The organism is Roseicella frigidaeris (genome assembly GCF_003258945.1).
Classification (GTDB): domain Bacteria; phylum Pseudomonadota; class Alphaproteobacteria; order Acetobacterales; family Acetobacteraceae; genus Paracraurococcus; species Paracraurococcus frigidaeris.
Map to the genome: position 1 here is coordinate 88,965 of NZ_QLIX01000006.1, position 14,204 is coordinate 103,168.

Consider the following 14,204-nt stretch of genomic DNA (forward strand, 5'->3'; position numbering starts at 1 on the left):
GCACTCTCGCGCGATGCGATGCCTGTCCTGTGTCCTTGTCCTCGTCCTCCTCCTCGCCCCGCCCGCCCGGGCCGCCGAGCTCAAGCTGGCGAGCTGGAACCTCGCCTGGCTGACGCTCCGGCCGGCGGGCGACCCGGCGCTGCCGCAGGACCTGCGGCCACGCGAGCCCGGCGATTTTGCGGCGCTGGCCCGCTACGCCCGGCGGCTGGATGCCGATATCGTCGCGCTGCAGGAGGTGGATGGCCCGGAGGCGGCCGGGCGCGTCTTCGACCCCGCCACCTATGCCTTCTTCTTCGCCGCCGAACAGGACGTCCAGCGCACCGGCTTCGCGGTCCGGCGGTCGCTGCCGGTGGTGCAGAACCCCGATCTCGCCGCGCTCGACCTCTATCCCCATGCCCGCTACTCGCTCCGGCGCGGCACCGACATCACGGTCGAGGTCGGGCGGCAGCAGCTGCGGCTGCTCTCCGTCCATCTCGATGCCGGCTGCCGCGACGCGCCGCTCTCGACCCCGGACCGCGACTGCGAATCGCTCGGCCGGCAGGCGCAGATCCTGGCCGGCTGGGCCGCCGAGCGGCGCCGGGAGGGCATCGGCTTCGCCATCCTCGGCGATTTCAACCGCGCCATCGGCGGGCCGGAGGACGACCTGCTGCGCAGCCTCGGCGCCGCGGGGCCCTGGCGACGCGCCACCGAGGGCTTCTCCGATCCCTGCTGGGCCGGGGCGCGCGGCCCGCGGCGCTTCATCGACCATGTCCTGCTCGGCGGCCCGGCGGCGGGCTGGATGCAGCCGGACAGCCTGCGCGTGCTGGTCTATGCCGAGCGCGAGCGAAGCTGGCGCCGCCGCCTGTCCGATCACTGCCCGCTCAGCCTGCGGCTGAGCCTTCCCTGACAGGCCGCGCCCGCCCATCGCCGGCCCCGGTGCGCCCTGAGGCGCGCCCTGAGGCGCGCCCTGAGGAACGCCATCCGCCGCGGGCCTTTGTGGCGGGGAGGGCCATGGCCCCGGGCGGTCGCACCCGGCGTGATCCGCGTCGGGTTTCGAGGGAGAGGGTCCGCATGGACATCAAGCGCGTGAACAAGCTGGCGGCGCGGTACCGCATCGAGAACGGCAAGGGCTTCCACCTGAAGGATTACGAGCCCGGCGACACCGCCGGCCTCGACCTCGGCAAGGGCGAGGCCAATTCGCTGCTGCAGGATGGCATCGCGCTGTTGCGGGAGCTGCAGGACAAGCTCTACGCACAGGATCGCTGGGCCGTGCTCTGCATCTTCCAGGCGATGGATGCCGCCGGCAAGGACGGCGCCATCAAGCATGTCTTCTCGGGCGTCAACCCGCAGGGCGTGCGCGTGGCGAGTTTCAAGGCGCCGTCGGCGGCCGAGCGCGACCACGACTTCCTCTGGCGGCATGTCTGCGCCCTGCCGGCGCGCGGCGAGATCGGCATCCACAACCGCTCCTGGTACGAGGAGGTGCTGGTCGCGCGCATCCACCCGGAGATCCTCGCCGCGCAGGCCCTGCCCGCCGCGGTCAGGACCAAGCGGATCTGGGAGGAGCGGCTGCAGGACATCGCCGGCTTCGAGCGCTACCTGGCGCGGCAGGGCACGGTCGTGCTCAAATTCTTCCTGCACCTCAGCAAGGAGGAGCAGCGGCGGCGCTTCCTCTCCCGCATCGACGAGCCGGAGAAGAACTGGAAATTCAGCCTCGCCGACGTCAAGGAGCGGGCCTATTGGGACGAGTACCAGACCGCCTATGAGAAGGCGATCCGCGCCACCGCGGAAACGCATGCCCCGTGGTATGTCGTTCCCGCGGACAACAAGTGGTTCACCCGGCTCGTGGTCGCGGCCGCCCTCGCCACCGCCCTCGACGCGCTCAAGCTGCACTACCCGGTCCTGAGCCCCGAGGCGATGTCGCATCTTCACGAGGCGCGCCGGGACCTGGCCGAGGGCGACGGCGCCAACCCCGCAGGCGACGCTTGACGCCGGCTTCGCCGGTTGCGATCCAGGGGATGTGAGGGATCTCGTCAGCGTCGGCCGCAGCGACGACGACACGCTCTGGGCTGTCTATGCGACCATCGGCCGCACCAGCCGCGTCGCCGAGGTCTTCCGCAGCCGGGCGGCCGCCCTGGCCGACCGCGACTGGCGCACCCAGCAGGTCCGCGCCTATGAGGATTTCCTGCGGCGGTCCCGGCAGCCGGTCCCGCATTACAGCGTGGCGCCGATCAACCGGCACGACCTGCCGCGCAAATGGACCCCGCTGCCGGCCCTGGGCTTCCTGCGCGGGCAGTTCATCTGACGGCCTGATGCCCTCCGGCCGATGCCCTGGCCGCTGATGCCCTGGCCGCGGCAGGGCCCGGGCCGGTGCCGCAGGGCGGCGGCCACCGCCGTCCAGGCCCGTCAGCGCGGCGGCCCCTCCCGCAGCAGGGCCGTTGCGATCGCCGCCCATTCGGCCTCGAGGCCCTCCGCGGGGCGGCGCCGGCCGGCGCGGCGATACCAGTAATCGGCATTGCCGAGGTCGCCTTCGATCCGGTGCAGATAGGCATGCACCCAGGCGCTGGCCGCATCCTCGCCCGCCTGGGCGGCAGCATGGGCCTGCTCCCAGTCGCCCCGCGCCGCCCACCACAGCGCCTGGAGCGGGCCGGACAGCCCGGTGGGCAGGGCCTCTCCCAGGCGGGCCGACTCGCGGAAGGCGTCTGGCGTCATGGTTCTCTCTCCCCCGGCCGGACTGTCCGCGCGCGCCAGGCATCCCGCAAGCCGCCAACGGCCCCACCATTACACGAAAATGGATCGTTGTTATTCGACCCGGGCTCTGAAGCAGGGCTTTGGCGATCGCCGGCAGGACTATCCCGATGCCTGTCCGCCACCGCTCGGATCAAATGCGTCCTTCAGTGCGCCTTATCCCGATTTACACTTGATTATCGTGCATATGGCGCCATTGATACCTCCGATAGCGTGGATAGGCGCCTCGCCACGCACCGCATCGGAGTTCCTTCGGCGATGTCCTCGACCCTTTCCTGCCCGGCTCTCCAGCATCGCGGCATCGCGCTCCGACCCCTGCACCCGACCTTCGGGGTCGAGGTGCAGGGGCTGGATCTCGCCGCGCCGCTCGCCGCGCCGGTGCTCGAGGTTCTGCACGACGCGCTGATCGAGCATGGCGTCCTGCTGCTGCGCGGCCAGCACGGCCTGCCCGAGGCCCTGGCGCGGCGGCTGGCGGCGCTGGAGGCCTCGCTTCTCGGCCAGGCGCTGCACCAGGCCTCGCCCGCCCTGCCGCTCTCCGTCGGCGCCGTGCCGGACCTGCCGCCGCCGGGCTGGGCCGCCGGCCCCTTCTGGCATGCCGATCGCAGCTACGCGGCCGAGCCCGGCCTCGCCTGCCTCCTGCGCGCCGGCGAGGCCGGCGGCGAAATCGCCTTCGCCGACCAGCGCCGCGCCCTGGCGGCCCTGCCGGCGGGGCTCCGCGACCGGGCCGGCACGCTGCGGGCGGTGCATGCCAACCCATGGGACCCGGCGGCCCGCGCCGAGCATCCGGTCCTGCGCCGGCACCCGGTGACCGGGGAACCCGCGCTCTACGTCAACCCGGCCTTCACCACCCGTCTCCTCAACCTGCCCGAGGCGGAGAGCCGCCGCCTGCTGCAGGCCCTACTCGCCGCCGCGACGGCGGAGGCGGTGGTCTGGCGCCATTCGTGGCAGGCGGGCGACGTTCTGATCTGGGACAATCGCAGCCTGCTGCACACCGCGAGCATCTGCCCGTCCCTGCAGGCGCTGCGCATCGAGGGCGACCAGCCGGCCGCGGCCGCGGCCTTCGAGATGCCCTGGGTCGTCGCCGGCTGACACGGCCTCCCCCGCATGCTTGAAGCGGTCCCGCACTGCCGGGACCGCGCATGCATATCCTGCTGATCGCCTGTCATCCCCGCGAGGACAGCTACAACGCGGCGCTGCGCCAGGCCGTGCAGGCGGCGCTCGAAGGCCAGGGGCACGAGATCCGCCTGCGCGACCTCTATGCCGAGGGCTTCCGCCCCGCCCTCTCGGCGGCGGAACACCGGGTGACGAACGAGCCGGGCCGCAACCGCGCCGGCATCGAGCGCGAGGTCGAGGACCTGCGCTGGGCCGAGGCGCTGATCCTGATCTACCCGACCTGGTGGTACGGCATGCCGGCCATGCTGAAGGGCTGGTTCGACCGGGTCTGGCTGCCGGGTGTCGCCTTCCGCATCGGCCCCGGCGCCATCGAGCCCCTGCTGACCCGGATCCGCCGCATCGCCGTCGTCACCACCTATGGCTCGCCGGTCTGGCTGCTCTGGTATCTCGGCTGGCCCGACCGGCGGGTGGTGGGCCGCGGCCTCCGCCGCCTCTGCGCCCGCGGCTGCCGGCTGGACTGGCACTGCCTGACGGATATGGACCGCCGCGAGCCCTGGGAGCTGGACCGCTTCCTCGTCCGCATCCGGCAGGCCTTCGCCGCCTGGTAGGGCGGCCGCGCCCCGCCCCCTATCGCAGCAGCCGCCGCATGGCGGCGAGGAAGGCCGCGACATCGGCCTCGTCGTTGTAGACATGCGGGCTGATGCGCATCCGGCCGAGGCGCGGCGCGACATGCACGCCCGCCGCCGCCAGCCCCTCGACCAGCCCCGCCGGCATGCCGCCGGGAAAGCCGAGGCTCAGCACATGCGGCGCCCGCACCCGCGTCGCCGGCACCTCGACCGGCAGCCCGTCAAGCCCGGCGGCGATCGTCTCGGTCAGCATGGCGAGGCGGGCGGTGATGGCGGCATGGCCCCAGGCGGCCATCATCTCCATCCCGACCGACGCCATCTCCAGGGAGATGAAATGGTCGCGCTCGCCCATGTCGAAGCGCTGCGCCCCCTCGGCGAAGGCGAGGTCGGCGAAATAGGGCGCCCGCTCCGCCGCGACGGATTTCCGGGAGTAGCTGGTCTGCTCGAGCGGCACCCCGTCCTGCCAGCGCTTCGCCACGTAGAGGAAGGCGCGGCCATAGGGGCCGAGGACCCATTTGTAGGTCGGGAAGATCAGGATGTCCGGATCGAGCCGCGCCACGTCGATGGGCAGCACGCCGGCATGGTGGGTGGCATCGACCAGCAGCGCCGCCCCCTGCCGCCGCAGCGCCGGCCGCAGCGCGTCGAGATCCACCAGCCCCCCATCCGACCAATGCACCGAGGAGATGGAGGCGAGGGCCAGCGGCGGGGCGCCGGGCCGCTCGATCGCCGCGAGCAGCGCCGCCGTCCAGTCGCCATCCGCCGGCCGGGCCACCGCCTCGGTCACGAAGCCGCCCGCCGGCGCCCGCTGCATCCATTCGAGGGTCGGCGAGCTGTGGTCGTCGGCCAGGAGCAGCACCCGGCTGCCCGCCGGCACCGGCAGGAGCTTCGCCGCGGTGGCGACGCCATAGCCGACCGAGGAGACGAGCGCGATGTCCTCGGCGGCGGCCCCGATCAGCGCCGCCGCCGTGGCGCGGGCGCGGGCGAACTGCCCCGCCTGCTCCGCCGCGCCCCAGCGCCAGGGCTGGGCCTTGCGGGCGACGCCGGCATGCCCCGCCTCCTGCACCGCCCGCGGCAGCGGGCTCCAGGAGGCGGCGTTGAGATAGGCGACCTCGCGCGGGATGTCGAAGAGCGGGCGTTGCGAGGCGAGCATGCGATGCCTTTCCAGAAGGAGGGCGACGGGCCGTCCGGCATTCTCGGCCGGCGGCGCGCGGATGCAAGGACCGGCCGCCGCGGCGGGCGCCCAGCATGTTTCAGCCCGGCATGCCTTACCCCGGCCCGGTGCCGAGCACGGCATCGAGCTCCCGCCAGTCGGGCAGCTCGGCCTGCAGCACGCGGCCGTCGCGCAGCACGATCCGGTCGCTCTGCGGCCGGCTGAGCCACTCGGTCATGCCGCGGGCGCGAAACAACAGCAGGTCGGCCGCGGCGCCCGGCCGCAGCCAGCCCGCCCCCGGCAGCCCCATCGCCGCCGCCGGGGTGGCGCAGGCGGCGCGCGGCCAATCGGCCGCCGCATGGTCGAGGTGCAGGATCCGCACCGCCTCCCGGTACACCTCGACCATGTCGAGGTCGCCATAGGCGTAGAAGGGGTCGCGGGTGTTGTCGGAGGCGACGGAGACCGGCACGCCGGCGGCCCGGAACTCGTGCGCCAGGGTGACGCCGCGCCAGCGCGGCGTGCGGCCCGGCACCCGGTCCTGCAGGTACATGTTGCACATCGGCAGGACGATGATGCTGATCCCGGCCTCGGCGCAGGCGGCGATGGTCTCGCGGGCGAAGGCCTCGGGCTGCAGCGCCAGGGCGCAGCAATGGCCGCACTGGATGCGGCCGCGGAAGCCGCGCCGCAGGGCGGTGCGGGCGATCTCGCGGAGCGCCCGGGCGCCGGTCTCGCCGCTCTCGTCCACATGCAGGTCGAGATCGAGGCCGCGCGCCTCGGCCAGGGCGAAGAAATGCTCCAGCATGGGCTGGAAATCCTCCGGCAGCCGGTCATGCACCCCGCCGGAGAGGCGGGTGACCATGCCGAGCACGCCGCCCGCCTCCGCCACGATGTCGGCGAGCCGCGCCCCGGCCTCGCCCCCGAAGCGGTCGAGCGGCGCGATGGAGCAGCCCTGCAGCGCGATGCGGCCCGCCCAGCGCTCCCGCAGCCGCCGGAAGACGCGCCAGGAGCCGGGATCCTCGGGGCTGAAGCTCTCCAGATGCGTGCGGATCGCCACCGTCCCATGCGCATGCGCCGCGCGCAGGCTCCAGTCGAAGCGGGCCTCGATATCGGCATCGGTCCAGCCCGCGCGGTCCTCGGCGCAGGCGGCGAGCGCACCGGCGAAATCGCCGCTCGGATTGGCGTGGCGCGGCCAGATATGGCCCTTGTCGAGATGGGTGTGGCCATCGACGAGGCCGGGCCAGACCTGCCCCCCCCTCGAGATCGGGGCCCTCGGTGGCGGTGCCCGCCGGCGCCAGCGCGGCGATCCGGCCGCCCGCGATGCGGAGATCGAGGCGGACCAGGCCCTGCCCATCGGCCGGCCCGGGCAGGTCGCCGGCGACCAGCGCCGCGGGGGCCCGGGCATCGCGCAGCCAATAGGCGTCGCCGCCGGCCAGGATCGCCTGCCGCAGCCGCTGCATCGCCCCGCTCATCGCCGCTCTCCTCCCTCGATGGCGCTCTCGTGCCAGCGCCGCAGCACCAGGTGCGACAGCAGGCTCAGCAGCAGGAAGATGGCGATGCCGGCCGCCGAGATCAGCACCAGCGCGGCGAACATGCGCGGGATGCGGAGCTGGTAGCCCGCCTCCAGGATGCGGTAGGCGAGGCCCGAGGCGCGGCCGCCGGTGCCGAGGACGAACTCGGCGACGATGGCGCCGATCAGGGCGAGGCCGCCCGAGATCCGCAGGCCAGCGAGGAAATAGGGCATCGCCGCCGGCAGCCGCAGCCGCCAGAGCACCTGCCAGCGCCCGGCGCCGTAGAGGCGGAAGAGGTCGAGCAGGTTGGGATCGGTGCTGTTCAGCCCGACCGTGGTGTTCGAGAGCACGGGGAAGAAGGCGACGATCCAGGCGCAGATCAGCAGGGAGAGGGTGACGTCGTCCACCCAGATGATGATGAGCGGCGCGATGGCGACCACCGGCGTCACCTGCAGGATGACGGCATAGGGATAGAGCGCCAGGGCGAGGAGGCGCGACTGGGCGAAGAGCACCGCCAGCAGCAGGCCGAGCGAGGCGGCGAGCAGCAGGGCGAGGCCGGTGACCTTCAGCGTCACCAGCAGCGAGGCGGCGAGCGTCGCCCAGTCCTCGGCCAGCGCCCGGGCGATGGCGACCGGCCCCGGCACGACATAGGGCGGGATGCCGGCGAGGCGCAGCCAGGCCTCCCACAGGCCGAGCAGCAGCAGGCCGAGGCCGAGCGGCGCCAGGATGCGCAGCCCGCGCCGGCCGGAGAGGCGGCCGCTCATGCCGGCGAGACCGCCATCGCCTCGCCGAGCGTCGCCGAGACGGCGCGGCATTGCGCGGCATACTCGGCCGAGGTGCGGAAGGCCTCGCCGCGCGGCGCCGGCGCTGTGACGGCGAGCTCGGCATGGATGCGGCCCGGCCGCGGCGCCATGACCGCGATGCGGCGGGCCAGGTAGACGCTCTCGAAGACCGAATGGGTGACGAAGAGCACGGTGAAGCGGGCCGCCTCCCAGAGCGCCAGCAGGTCGTTGTTCAGCCGGTGCCGGGTGATCTCGTCGAGGGCCGCGAAGGGCTCGTCCATCAGCAGCAGGCGCGGCCGCGTCGCCAGGGCGCGGGCGATGGAGACGCGCATCCGCATGCCGCCCGAGAGGGCGCGGGGATAGGCCTCCTCGAAGCCGCGCAGCTCGACGCGGGCGAGCGAGTCGGCGGCCCGGTCCCTGGCCTCGCGCCGCGGCATCCCGGCGAGGCGCAGCGGCAGCGCGACATTGGCCAGCGCCGTCGCCCAGGGCATGAGCGTCGGCTCCTGGAAGACGAAGCCGATGTCGCGCGGCCCGGGCGGGCCCAGGGGCCAGTCGATATGCCCCTCGCTCGGCGCCGCCAGCCGGGCGATCAGGCGCAGCAGCGTCGACTTGCCGCAGCCCGAGGGGCCGAGCAGGGCCAGGAAATCGCCCTCCGCCACCGTCAGGTCGATGCCCTGCACGGCCAGCGTCCCGGTGGCGTAGCGCTTGCCGATGCCGCGCAGCGCGACGAGGCTGGCCGTCACGCGCCGGCCCGCCCGGCCATCGCATCCGCTGCCCGCATGCACCCCCCTCGCCGAAGACCCGGCGCAGCATGCCGCAGCGGGGCGGCGAGCGGAATGCGCCGCGTCCGGCGCGACCTGCCACCGAGCCGCCGCCCTGGCAGGCCACCGGAGCATCACCGCCCCTGCGCGCGTCTCCACGCGAGCCGGACCCGCCCCAGGCCATTGTTTGGTCGCGTGCGTCGCGCCTTCGGTGAGTCCCCCTCAGGCGATCACGCTCGAGCCCGCCATGGCGACCTCGCGGAACAGCGCGGCGTAGCGGGCGGCGGAGCGGCGCCAGGACACGTCGCAGCGCATGGCATTGCCGCGGATCCGGGCCCAGAGCGCGGCATCGCCGATCAGCGCCGCGGCATGGCGCAGCGCGCCGGCGAGCATCGCCGCATCGCCGGGCGCGAATTGCAGCCCCGTCGCGCAGCCCGCCGCCAGCGCCATCTCGTTGGCATCGATCACCGTATCGGCGAGGCCGCCGGTGCGGGCGACGACGGGCGGCGCGCCATAGCGCAGGGCGCAAAGCTGGGCGAGGCCGCAGGGCTCGAAGCGCGAGGGCACCAGCACCGCATCGGCGCCGCCATAGCAGAGCCGCGCCAGCGCCTCGTCGAAGCCGATCGCGGCGCCGACGCGGCCGGGATGCGCCGCCGCCGCGCCGCGGCACTGCGCCTCCAGCCCCGGCTCGCCGGTACCGAGGATGGCGAGCTGGCCACCGATCTCGAGCAGGGTCGGCAGGGCCGCGAGGACGAGATCCATGCCCTTCTGCCAGGCGAGGCGGCCGACGAAGGCGAAGAGCGGCGCCGCGGGATCGGGGACGAGGCCGAAGCGCGCCTGCAGCGCCGCCTTGTTCGCCGCCCGGGCCTCCGGCGCGGCGGCGGTGAAGCGGGCGGCCAGCGCCGGGTCCGTCGCGGGGTCCCAGGCCGCGTCGTCGAGGCCATTCAGAATGCCGCTCACCACCCCGGCGCGGCCGCGCAGCAGCCCGTCGAGCCCCATGCCGCCCGCTGGCGTGCGGATCTCGGCGGCGTAGCTGGGGGAGACGGTGGTGATGCGGTCGGCATACCAGAGCCCCGCCTTGAGGAAGCCGACGCTGCCGAAATACTCCACCCCCGCGGTGCTCCAGGCGGCGGCCGGCAGGCCGAGCCGTGGGAAGAGCGCGGGCGGGAATTGCCCCTGGAAGGCCAGGTTGTGGATGGTGAAGACGGTCGGGATCGGCCGCGGCGCCAGGTGCCGCAGATAGGCGCCGGCCAGCCCCGCCTGCCAGTCATGCGCGTGCACCGCCTGGACGCCGAGCGCCGTCGCCGCCTCCGCCGCGGCGAGGCCGAGGGCGGCGAAGCGTTCGCCATTGTCCGGCCAGTCGCCGCCCTCCGGCGCGGCATAGGGGTTGCCCGGCCGGTCGAAGAGATGCGGCGCCTCCAGCGCCAGCAGGTCGAGCGCCCCGACTTGCGCCCGGCGCAGGCGCGCCGGGCCGAAGCGGTCGGGCAGCGTGAGCACCGCCGGCGCCTCGCCGATCGCCCGCAGCACCGCCGGATAGCCAGGCAGCAGGGTGGTGACGGCGATCCCCTCCCCGGCCAGCGCCGCCGGCAGCGCGCCCACGACATCGGCGAGGCCGCCGGTCTTGACCAGGGGATAGGCCTCGGAGGCGACGGCGAGGACCCGCAGCGTCATGCCTCGATCCGGTCGAGCATCGCCTGGGTGATGAGGCAGATGCCCCGGTCGGTGCGCCGGAAGCGCCGCGCATCCAGCGCCGGCTCCTCGCCGACCACGAGCCCCTCCGGGATATGGACGCCGCGATCGACGACGACGTTGCGCAGCCGGGCATGCCGGCCGACATCGACGCCGGGCAGCAGCACCGCGCCGTCGATCTGCGCATAGGAGTGCAGGCGCACGCCGGTGAAGAGCAGCGAGCGCCGCGCCGCCGCGCCGGAGACGATGCAGCCGCCCGAGACCAGGGAGGAGATCGCCTCGCCGCGGCGGCCATCGACGTCATGGACGAATTTGGCGGGCGGCACCACCTCGCCATAGGTCCAGATCGGCCAGTCCTTGTCGAAGATGTCGAGCGGCGGGACGATATCGGTCAGGTCGATATTGGCCTCCCAATAGGCATCGACCGTGCCGACGTCGCGCCAATAGGGCGAGGTCTCCATCGCCGAGCGGACGCAGCTCTCCTCGAAGCGGTGCGCCTGCGCCGAGCCCTCCCGCACCATGCGGGGGATGATGTCCTTGCCGAAATCATGCGAGGAGTTGGGATCGGCGGCGTCGCGGCGAAGCTGCTCGATCAGCACCCGCGTCTCGAAGACATAGATGCCCATGCTGACGAAGGCGCTCTCGGGCGCGTCCGGCAGTCCGGGCGGATCGGCCGGCTTCTCGATGAAGTCGACGATCCGGTCGGCGGCGTCGACCTTGACCACGCCGAAGGCGCTGGCCTCGGACCGCGGCACGGTCATGCAGGAGACGGTGACGTCGGCGCGGCGGTCAAGGTGCTGCTGCAGCATCACCTCGTAATCCATCTTGTAGACGTGGTCGCCGGCCAGGATGACGATGTGGCGCGGCGCCAGGTCCTCGATGATGTCGATGTTCTGGTACACCGCGTCGGCGGTGCCGAGATACCAGTTGTGCTCCGAGACGCGCTGGCTCGCGGGCAGGATGTCGAAGCTCTCGTTCCGCTCCGGCCGGAGGAAGGTCCAGGCGCGCTGCAGGTGCCGGATCAGGCTGTGCGCCTTGTACTGGGTGGCGACGGCCATGCGCCGCACCCCCGAGTTCAGGGCGTTCGAGAGGGCGAAGTCGATGATGCGCGACTTGCCCCCGAAGAAGACGGCGGGCTTGGCCCGCTTGTCGGTCAGCTCCATCAGCCGGCTGCCGCGGCCTCCGGCCAGGACGAAGGCCATGGCAGTCCGGGCGAGCGGCCCCTCGCTGCGCAGGTGGGATTGCGGCATCGTTCCTCCCTATCGCTCCCCCCTCCGGCGGGCGTTCAGCGGCGCACCGGCACGTTCCAGATCTCGGCGGCATACTCGGCGATGGTGCGGTCCGAGGAGAACCAGCCGACCCGCGCCGTGTTCAGCGCCGCGCTGCGCAGCCAGGCGGCGCGGTCGCGCCAGCGCAGGTCGGCCTGGCGCTGCGCCTGGAAGTAGCTGTCGAAATCCGAGGCCACCATGAAGTAGTCATGCCCGCGGATCGAGGCCATCAGCTCGCGGTAGCGGCCGCGGTCGTCGGGCGAGAAGACGCCGGCCTCGATCGCCTCCAGCACCTCCGCCAGCCGCGGCGAGGCCTGCACCGCGGCGAGGCCGTGCGTGCCGTCGCGCCGCCGCGCCTCCACCTCCTCGGTGGTCAGGCCGAAGATGAAGATGTTCGGCTCGCCCACATGCTCGAGGATCTCGACATTGGCGCCGTCCAGCGTGCCCATGGTGAGCGCGCCGTTCAGCGCCAGCTTCATGTTGCCGGTGCCGGAGGCCTCCATGCCCGCGGTCGAGATCTGCTCGGAGAGGTCGGCCGCCGGCACGATGGTCTCGGCGAGGGAGACGTTGTAATTCGGCAGGAAGGCGACCTTCAGGCGGTCGCGCACCGTCGGGTCGCCGTTCACCACCCGCGCCACGTCGTGCGCGAGCTTGATGATCAGCTTCGCGCGGTGGTAGCTCGCCGCCGCCTTGCCGGCGAAGATCTTCACCCGCGGCGCCCAGTCGAGATGCGGCTGCGAGCGGATGGCGTCGTAGAGCGCGACCGTCTCGAGGATGTTGAGCAGCTGGCGCTTGTACTCGTGGATGCGCTTGATCTGCACGTCGAACATCGCGTCCGGGTCGACCCGCAGGTCGAGCTGCTGCCGGATCAGCGCCGCCAGCGCCTCCTTGTTGCTGCGCTTGACGGACGCGAAGCGGTCGCGGAAGCCGGCATCGTCGGCCTGCTTCGCCAGCCCCTCCAGCAGCCCGGCGTCGTCGAGCACGCCCGGCCCGACGGCTTCGACCAGCAGCCCGGTCAGCCCGGGATTGGACTGCTGCAGCCAGCGGCGGAAGGTGACGCCGTTGGTCTTGTTGACGATGCGGTCGGGCGCGAGAAGGTGGAAGTCGCGGAAGACGGTCTTCTTCAGCAGCTCGGAATGCAGCGCCGAGACGCCGTTGACCTTGTGCGAGCCGACGAAGGCGAGATGGCCCATGCGCACCCGCCTGCCATGCCCCTCCTCGATCAGCGAGACGGAGGAGAGCAGCCGCACGTCGCCCGGCCACCTGGCGCGGACGGAATCGAGGTGGTGGGCGTTGATCAGGTAGATGATCTGCATGTGCCGCGGCAGCAGCCGCTCCATCAGCGGCACCGACCAGCTCTCCAGCGCCTCCGGCAGCAGGGTGTGGTTGGTGTAGCTGATGGCGCCGCGCGTCACCTCCCAGGCTTCGTCCCAGGGGATGCCGTGCAGATCGACGCAGATGCGCATCAGCTCGGCGACGGCGATCGCCGGATGCGTGTCGTTGAGCTGGATCGCCACCTTGTCGGGCAGCGAGCGGAGGTCGCCATAGACCCTGAGATGCCGCCGCACCAGGTCCTGCAGGGCGGCCGAGGTGAAGAAATACTCCTGCCGCAGGCGCAGCTCCTGCCCGGCCGGCGATTCGTCCGACGGGTAGAGGACCTTGCTGATCGCCTCCTGCCGCACCCGGTCGGCCAGCGCACCGACATGGTCGCCGTAATTGAAGGCCTCGAGCTTCAGCGGGTCGAGCGCCCGGGCCGACCAGAGCCGCAGCGTGTTGATGTGGCGGCCGCGCCAGCCGACCACCGGCGTGTCGTAGGCGACCGCCTGCACCGTCTCGGCGGGATGCCAGACATGGCGCATCTCGGTCTCCGAGACCCGCACCGCCTCCACCGAGCCGCCGAAGCCGATATCGTGCGCGATCTCGGGCCGGGCGAACTCCCAGGGGTTGCCGAAGGTCAGCCAGTCCTCCGGGTATTCGTGCTGCCAGCCCTCGTGCAGGATCTGGCGGAACAGCCCGTGCTCGTAGCGGATGCCGTAGCCGAAAGCCGGGATGCCGAGGCTCGCCAGGCTCTCCATGAAGCAGGCGGCCAGCCGCCCGAGGCCGCCATTGCCGAGCGCCGCGTCCGGCTCCTCCTGGCGCATGGCGTCGAAATCGACCCCGAGCGTCTGCAGCGCCTCGCGCAGCGGCTCGAGCAGGCCGAGATTGCTGACATTGTCCCGCAGCAGCCGGCCGACAAGGAATTCCAGGCTGAGGTAGTAGACCTGCTTCTCGCCCTGCTCGTAGGCGGCGCGCGTCGCCTCCAGCCAGCGGTCGATGACCCGGTTGCGCACCGCCAGGGCCGTCGCCAGGAACCAGTCGCGCTCGCGCGCGCCGCTCCGGCTCTTGCCCATCTCATAGGTCAGCTTGCGGACGATGGCATCGCGGAGGGAGGTCGCGTCAGCGGCCTGATCGTGTGTCATCATGGCATCAGTCACTGGATCGCGCTGCCTTTCGCCTGGGGGCGGTCCCGTTGCCCGGCCCGGCCTCTGTATCTGCCCGAACGTTACGGCAGATTGAAGCAAAAGCGACCTCCCCTGCCCGTCC

Annotated in this window: 13 protein-coding genes; 5 read left to right on the plus strand and 8 right to left on the minus strand. The window is 72.7% G+C overall.

Going from position 1 to position 14,204, the window contains the following annotated elements; all coding sequences use genetic code 11:
- Positions 1 to 13: 13 nt before the first annotated feature.
- The 3 genes from DOO78_RS10625 (at position 14) to DOO78_RS10635 (ending at position 2,281) form a co-directional block, all read left to right on the plus strand.
- Positions 14 to 886 (plus strand): endonuclease/exonuclease/phosphatase family protein, encoded by an 873-nt coding sequence (locus tag DOO78_RS10625; RefSeq protein WP_111469743.1) that lies wholly within the window; start codon positions 14 to 16, stop codon positions 884 to 886.
- 164 nt (positions 887 to 1,050) lie between these two features.
- Positions 1,051 to 1,965, plus strand: coding sequence for a polyphosphate kinase 2 family protein (locus tag DOO78_RS10630; RefSeq protein ID WP_111469744.1), 915 nt, complete (start codon positions 1,051 to 1,053; stop codon positions 1,963 to 1,965).
- Between the two features lie 31 nt (positions 1,966 to 1,996).
- Positions 1,997 to 2,281 carry a hypothetical protein gene (locus tag DOO78_RS10635; protein ID WP_111469745.1) on the plus strand — a complete coding sequence of 95 codons (285 nt, stop codon included), beginning with the start codon at positions 1,997 to 1,999 and terminating at the stop codon, positions 2,279 to 2,281.
- A 101-nt stretch (positions 2,282 to 2,382) separates the two neighbouring features.
- On the opposite strand, the gene DOO78_RS10640 is transcribed toward DOO78_RS10635, so the two are convergent.
- On the minus strand, positions 2,383 to 2,688 hold the full coding sequence (locus DOO78_RS10640) for a hypothetical protein (RefSeq protein WP_111469746.1): 306 nt from the start codon (positions 2,686 to 2,688) through the stop codon (positions 2,383 to 2,385).
- A gap of 294 nt (positions 2,689 to 2,982) precedes the next feature.
- Here DOO78_RS10640 and DOO78_RS10645 point away from each other — a divergent pair, with 294 nt between their 5' ends.
- Positions 2,983 to 3,813, plus strand: a complete 831-nt coding sequence (locus DOO78_RS10645) for a TauD/TfdA dioxygenase family protein (RefSeq protein WP_111469747.1) — start codon at positions 2,983 to 2,985, stop codon at positions 3,811 to 3,813.
- 50 nt (positions 3,814 to 3,863) lie between these two features.
- Positions 3,864 to 4,445 carry an NAD(P)H-dependent oxidoreductase gene (locus tag DOO78_RS10650; protein ID WP_111469748.1) on the plus strand — a complete coding sequence of 194 codons (582 nt, stop codon included), beginning with the start codon at positions 3,864 to 3,866 and terminating at the stop codon, positions 4,443 to 4,445.
- A 19-nt stretch (positions 4,446 to 4,464) separates the two neighbouring features.
- Here the strand turns inward: DOO78_RS10650 and DOO78_RS10655 are convergent, their stop codons facing one another.
- The 7 genes from DOO78_RS10655 to DOO78_RS10685 all read right to left on the minus strand — a co-directional run bounded on the left by DOO78_RS10655 (position 4,465) and on the right by DOO78_RS10685 (position 14,080).
- Positions 4,465 to 5,613 carry an aminotransferase class V-fold PLP-dependent enzyme gene (locus DOO78_RS10655; protein WP_111469749.1) on the minus strand — a complete coding sequence of 383 codons (1,149 nt, stop codon included), beginning with the start codon at positions 5,611 to 5,613 and terminating at the stop codon, positions 4,465 to 4,467.
- A 115-nt stretch (positions 5,614 to 5,728) separates the two neighbouring features.
- Entirely contained in the window at positions 5,729 to 7,015 is a 1,287-nt protein-coding gene (locus DOO78_RS10660) for a cytosine deaminase (protein ID WP_111469750.1), read from the minus strand.
- 63 nt (positions 7,016 to 7,078) lie between these two features.
- Positions 7,079 to 7,885, minus strand: a complete 807-nt coding sequence (locus DOO78_RS10665) for an ABC transporter permease (RefSeq protein ID WP_111469751.1) — start codon at positions 7,883 to 7,885, stop codon at positions 7,079 to 7,081.
- Positions 7,882 to 8,646: an ABC transporter ATP-binding protein gene (locus tag DOO78_RS10670; protein ID WP_243634500.1), complete on the minus strand. Its 765-nt coding sequence runs from the start codon at positions 8,644 to 8,646 to the stop codon at positions 7,882 to 7,884. Before DOO78_RS10670 ends, DOO78_RS10665 begins: the two co-directional genes overlap by 4 nt.
- Before the next feature lie 240 nt (positions 8,647 to 8,886).
- Positions 8,887 to 10,329, minus strand: coding sequence for a glycogen synthase GlgA (gene glgA, locus DOO78_RS10675; protein ID WP_111469877.1), 1,443 nt, complete (start codon positions 10,327 to 10,329; stop codon positions 8,887 to 8,889).
- 2 nt (positions 10,330 to 10,331) lie between these two features.
- Positions 10,332 to 11,603, minus strand: a complete 1,272-nt coding sequence (gene glgC, locus DOO78_RS10680) for a glucose-1-phosphate adenylyltransferase (RefSeq protein WP_111469753.1) — start codon at positions 11,601 to 11,603, stop codon at positions 10,332 to 10,334.
- 35 nt (positions 11,604 to 11,638) lie between these two features.
- Positions 11,639 to 14,080, minus strand: a complete 2,442-nt coding sequence (locus DOO78_RS10685) for a glycogen/starch/alpha-glucan phosphorylase (protein ID WP_243634501.1) — start codon at positions 14,078 to 14,080, stop codon at positions 11,639 to 11,641.
- Positions 14,081 to 14,204 lie beyond the last annotated feature (124 nt).